At 76.8% G+C, this 5,534-nt stretch carries 5 protein-coding genes; all 5 read left to right on the top strand.

Translation table 11 applies throughout. The features are described 5' to 3' along the window. Positions 1–26 precede the first annotated feature (26 nt). The 5 genes from EKG83_RS33305 (at position 27) to EKG83_RS33325 (ending at position 5,495) form a co-directional block, all read left to right on the top strand. Entirely contained in the window at positions 27–1,037 is a 1,011-nt protein-coding gene (locus EKG83_RS33305) for an asparagine synthetase A (RefSeq protein ID WP_033434681.1), read from the top strand. Next, positions 1,034–2,311: a glutamate synthase-related protein gene (locus EKG83_RS33310; RefSeq protein ID WP_033434682.1), complete on the top strand. Its 1,278-nt coding sequence runs from the start codon at positions 1,034–1,036 to the stop codon at positions 2,309–2,311. The genes EKG83_RS33305 and EKG83_RS33310 overlap by 4 nt, the downstream gene beginning before the upstream one ends. Next, positions 2,308–3,618 carry an MFS transporter gene (locus EKG83_RS33315; RefSeq protein WP_033434722.1) on the top strand — a complete coding sequence of 437 codons (1,311 nt, stop codon included), beginning with the start codon at positions 2,308–2,310 and terminating at the stop codon, positions 3,616–3,618. The genes EKG83_RS33310 and EKG83_RS33315 overlap by 4 nt, the downstream gene beginning before the upstream one ends. Then, positions 3,611–5,029 (top strand): amidase family protein, encoded by a 1,419-nt coding sequence (locus EKG83_RS33320; RefSeq protein ID WP_033434683.1) that lies wholly within the window; start codon positions 3,611–3,613, stop codon positions 5,027–5,029. The genes EKG83_RS33315 and EKG83_RS33320 overlap by 8 nt, the downstream gene beginning before the upstream one ends. Before the next feature lie 259 nt (positions 5,030–5,288). Further along, positions 5,289–5,495: an MbtH family protein gene (locus EKG83_RS33325; protein WP_033434684.1), complete on the top strand. Its 207-nt coding sequence runs from the start codon at positions 5,289–5,291 to the stop codon at positions 5,493–5,495. Positions 5,496–5,534 lie beyond the last annotated feature (39 nt).

A 5,534-nucleotide genomic window follows, 5' to 3' on the forward strand; every position in this document is an offset into this window, starting at 1 on the left:
CCGAATTCCCCTCCCGGAGGAGCGAGATGGACACCACGACCGACACCGGCACGGCGACCCCGCTGCCGGCCAGTCCCCGCGAGCACCTGGCGTCGCCGACGACCCGCGCGGTGCTGCGCGTGCAGCACGCGGTGCTCGACGCGGCGCGGGAACACCTGCGCGAGCACGGCTTCACCGAGATGCTGCCGCCGATCATCGGACCGGTCACCGACCCGGGCGCCCGCGGCGCCAAGCAGGTCGACGTGGACTACTACGGCCACCGGTACAAGCTGATGACCAGCGCGATCCTCTACAAGCAGGCGTCGCTGACCGCGTTCGACAAGATCTTCTGCATCGCGCCCAACGTGCGCCTGGAGCCGCTGGAAACCAGCTCCACCAGCAGGCACCTGGCCGAGTTCCACCAGATCGACGTGGAGGTCGCGGGCGCCTCCCGCGAGGACGCCATGGCCGTGGCCGAGGGGCTGGTGGCGCACGTGGTGCGGCGCGTGGTGGAGCGGTCGGCCGCGGAGCTGGAGGTCCTGGGCCGCGACCCCGACGCGTTCGCCGACCTGCTGTCCGGCCGCCCGTTCGAGCGCCGCGCGCACGCCGCGGCGGTCGCCGACCTGCACGGCCTCGGCCACGACCAGAACCCCGACGCGGAGATCGACTGGACCGGCGAGGCGATGCTGTCGGCCAAGGCCAGCAGGCCGTTCTTCCTCACCGACTACCCCAAGGGCTCGCGCGGGTTCTACGACAAGGAGAGCCGCGATCAGCCCGGCCGGCTGCGCAACTTCGACCTGCTGGCCCCCGAGGGCTACGGCGAGCTGTGCAGCGGCAGCGAGCGGGAGCACGAGTACGGCGCGATCATCGCGCGGATGCGCGAGACCGGCGAGAACCCGGCCAAGTACGGCTGGTACCTGAAGATGGTCCGCGACGGCATCCCGGGCAGCGCGGGCTTCGGCATCGGCCTGGAGCGGCTGACCCGCTACATCGCGGGCCTGGAGTCGGTGTGGCAGGCCAGCGCCTACCCGAAGGTGCCGGGGGTGGTGTCGCCGTGACCGGGCTGCGCGCGGGGACCTTCCCCGAGGCCGCGGTGCGCGAACGGGCCCGCACGGGCACCGCCGCCGCGTTCCCCGACCTGGCCGACTACGGGCACGCGCTGTTCGGCGCGCCGGCCGCGGACCCCGCCGCCGACGAGCTGGACGCCGCCCGCCTGGTGCCGCCGGTGTTCGTGCCGGAGCGGCTGGAGAAGCTGATCGACCTGGCCCGCGAACCGCTGCCCACCGACGTGGACCTGACCACCGACATCGGCGGGTTCGCGTCGGCGCTGCCGGTGTACCTGTCGGCGTTCGGCTCGACCCAGGTCGCGAGCGCCGACCTCGGCCAGGCCGCGAGCGGGCAGGCGGGCGCGCTGGGCGTGCCGATGGTGGTGGGCGAGAACGTGGTGCCGGTCAACGGCTACGGCCGGCTCACCGGCGGCGCGGGGCGCTCGCTGCTGGGCCGCATCCGCGCCTACGCCGACGCCGCGCCCGACGGGCTGGGCGGCGTGGTGGTGCAGCAGAGCACCGAGGACGCCGACGCCGAGGTGTGGAACCTCGTCTACAGCGACCCGTCGGCCCGGCCGCTGCTGGACTCCGGGCGGCTGGGGTTCGAGCTGAAGGTGGGCCAGGGCGCCAAGCCCGGCCTGGGCGGCATGACCGTGGTCGACGCCGCCGAGGGCGGCCGGCTGTCCGAGCAGTTCGCCGTGGAGCCGGTGTTCGACCCGGCCTCCGGGCGGGTGCTGCGCTGCGCGAGCCCCGGCACGTTCACCGAGGAGATCCTGCGCCAGCAGGTCCGCCTGATGCGCAACAACTTCCCGCGCGCCCGGGTGTGGGTGAAGCTGCCGCCCGGCCGGGACGTGGCCGCCGCCGCCGCGGTCGCCTGGGAGGCGGGCGCGGACGCGGTGACCGTGGACGGCGCGGAGGGCGGCAGCGGGTGGGCGCCCACGGCGTTCCTGGCGGGCGTGGGCCTGCCGCTGGCCGAGTGCCTGCGCCGGATCGGCGCGCCCGCGGGCTGCCTGCTGGTGTCCGGCCGGGTGTGGGAGGGGCTGCGCGCGGTGAAGTGCCTCGCGCTCGGCGCCCGCGCCACCGGCCTGGGCCGGGCCGCGCTCATCGCGGTGGACGAGGACCCGCGCGCCGGGCTGGTGCGGCTGGTCGAGTGCCTGGCGCTGGAGCTGCGGATGCTGGTCAGCGCGCTGGGCAAGTACCGCGTGCCCGCGCTGTCCCCGGACGACGTGTGGTCGCCCCGCGGCTGGGCGGTGCCGGAACGGGCGCCGCTGGGGGCCGTGCGGTGACCGCCACCGCCGAGGTCCGCGGCGGTCCGCTGTCCGGGTCCTACCTGTCGTTCGTGGCTGCCACCGGCCTGTCCTCGCTGGGTGACGCGGCGTGGGTGCTGGCCCTGACCACCGCGCTGGTCGGCGCGACCAGCGCCACCGCGGCCGGCGCGGTGCTCGCCCTGGCGGGCGTGCCGCGCGTGGTCGCGCTGCTCGGCGGCGGCGTCGTGGCCGACCGGTACGGCCCGGTGCGCGTGATGGTGTGGGCCGACCTGCTGCGCGGCGCGGTCATGGCGGCGGCCGCGGTGGTGGTGCTGGCGGTCGGGCCGTCGGTGCCGGTGCTCGCGGTCGCGGCGGCGGCGCTGACGGTGCTGGGCGCGTTCTTCGTGCCCGCGTCCGGCGCGCTGCGGCCGTTGCTGCTGCCCGAGGAGCAGTTGGTGCGCGGCAACGCGCTCTACCTGGTCGGGTTGCGCACCGGGCAGGCGGCGGGTGGACCGGCGGGCGCGGGGCTGCTGGCCCTCGGCGGGGTGGTGGCGGTGGCCCTGGCCAACGCCGCGAGCTTCCTGGTGTCGGCGGTCGCGGTGGCGCGCGTGCGGCCGGGTGGCGCGCCGGGTGTCGGTGCGCCGGCAGGCGGTTCGCCGCCGCGACGTCGCTTCCTCGGAGGGCTGCGGCACGTGGCGCGCGGTGGCACGGCCGCACCGGCTCGCGGTCGGGACACCACGCCGTTCACCCGGCGCGTCGCCGAGGGCCTGCGGCACGTGGCGGGCGACCCCGGACTGCGGCTGCTGGTCGTGGTGGTCGGCCTGGTCGAGCTGGCCGCCGCGGGCCCGGTGAACATCGGCCTGGTCCTGCTCGCCGACGGGATCGGCGCGGGCACCACGGGCGCCGGCCTGCTGCTGTCCGCGTTCACCGCGGGCGCGACCCTCGCGTTCGTCGCCTCCCTGGTGCGGCCGGTCGGCCGCCGGGCGGGCGCGGCGCTCCTGGTCGGCGTCGGCGCGCAGGCCGCCGTGCTGGCCTGCCTCGGCCTGGTCGGCTCGCTGACCGGCGCGCTGGTCGGCTACGGCCTGCTCGGCCTGGTCACCGCGCAGACCGGCGTGGTGCTGACCTCGCTGGTCCAGCGCCGCACGCCCGCGGCGGTGCGCGGCCGGGTCATGTCGATCCTGTCGCTGGTGGTGTTCGGCGCGCCGCTGCTGGGCAACGCCGGCATCGGCGCGGCCGTCGACCTGCTCGGCCTGACCACCACGATGGTGCTGCACGGCCTGCTGGCCGTCGCGGCGGTGTGCGCGTACGCGTCCTCACCTGTCCTGAGGGGAGCCCGCCTTGATTGAGACGACCGCGGCCGCCGGGTGGCCGTCGCTGACCGAGCTGAGGGGACGCCTGCACCGCGGCGAGACGACCGCCGGTGAGCTCCTGTCGGCGTGCCTGGACCGGATCGGGGCGCTGGACCCGCTGGTGCGGGCCGTGCTGGCGGTGGACCCGACCGCGCGGGCCCAGGCCCGGGAGAGCGAGCGCCGCATCGCCGCGGGCACCGCCCGCCCGCTGGAGGGCGTGCCGGTGCTGGTGAAGGACAACATCGACACCGCGGGCCTGGCCACCACCGCGGGCTCGCGCCTGCTGGCCGGCTCGCCGCCGCGCCGCGACGCCGACGTGGTGACCCGCCTGCGCCGCACCGGCGCGGTGCTGCTGGGCAAGACCAACATGTCGGAGTGGGGCAACTTCCGCTCCACCGGCGCGACGGAGGGCTGGTCCGCGGTCGGCGGGCAGACCTGGAACCCGCACGTGCTCGACCGCAGCCCGGGCGGCTCGTCGTCCGGCTCGGCCGCCGCCGTGGCCGCGGGCATGGCGCCGCTGGCGCTGGGCACCGAGACCGACGGCTCGGTGGTGGTCCCGGCCGCCCTGACCGGGGTGGTGGGGGTCAAACCCGCGCTGGGCCTGCTGCCCGGCCGCGGCGTCGTGCCGGTGTCCCGGGTGCAGGACGTGGTGGGCGTGCTGGCCGGGACGGTCTCCGACGCGGCGGGCTGCCTGGCCGCGCTGACCGGCCTGCCCCCGCGGGCACCCGTGCCGGTCCGCGGGCTGCGCCTGGGCCTGTGGCGGGGCAGGCGGATGAACCAGGAGGTGCTGGCGCGGCTCGACCTGGTCGCCGACGAGCTGCGGCTCGCGGGCGTGGTCGTGGTGCCGGTGGAGCTGCCCTGGGAGGTGCCGCCGCTGGTCGACGGGATGGACGCGCTGCTGGCCGAGTTCCGGGTGGGGCTGGAGGGCTACCTCGCCGCGCGGCGGGCACCCGTGGGCAGCCTGGCCGACCTGCTGGCGGGCAACAGCCGCGACGCGCTGGAGCTGAGCCTGTTCGGGCAGGACGTGCTCGAACGCGCGGCGGGGGTGACCGCGGAGCAGGTGGCCGAGGCCGGGCCGAAGCGGGCGCGGGCGCGCCGGTGGGCCCGCGACGCGGTGGACCGCGTGCTGGCCGAGCACTCCCTGACCGCGGTCGTCGCACCCACCAGCGAACCGGCGTGGCGCGTCGACCACGGTGCCGGCGACCCGCCGGCGCGCAACACCTCCACCATCCCGGCGCTGGCCGGGCTGCCGAACCTGACGGTGCCCACCGGGTTCATCGGCGCGCTGCCGTTCGGGGTGTCGGTGTTCGGCCCGGCCGACACCTTCGCCGCGCTGGCCGTGGCCGAGGCGGTGGAGGCGGTGTGCGGGGAGCGCCGGGCACCGGCGTTCCTGCCCACGACGGGCTGAACGGGCTCTTCGCAGCGCGGCGGTGGTGACCACCCGGGTGGTCACCACCGCCGCGCTGCGTCGTGCGCCGGGAACGCCGCGTCCGGTCCGGTCGCGACAGGTGCCGCCGCGGTCAGTGCCGCCGCGGTCAGTGCCGCCGCCACCGCCGCACCTGCCGCCGAGCTGCCTCCCGCACTGCCGGAACCGCCCCCTCCCCCGTCCTAGCGTAAGCCTCGTCGCTGAACGCGAACCCCTTGTCCCCCAACCGAAGGAGCCAGCCATGACCAACCCCTTCGACGACCAGGACGCCCAGTTCCTGGTGCTGGTGAACGAGGAGCGGCAGCACTCGCTGTGGCCGGCCTCGATCGCGGTGCCCGCCGGCTGGGAGGTCGCGCACGGCCCGGACACCCGGGCGGCCTGCCTGGCCCACGTCGAGACCCACTGGACCGACCTGCGCCCGGCGAGCCTCGCCGCGCTGCGCGGCTGACCCGAGCCACGAGACGCGACGACTGGGGAGCTGGTTGCG

This window comes from Saccharothrix syringae (assembly GCF_009498035.1).
Lineage (GTDB): Bacteria > Actinomycetota > Actinomycetes > Mycobacteriales > Pseudonocardiaceae > Actinosynnema > Actinosynnema syringae.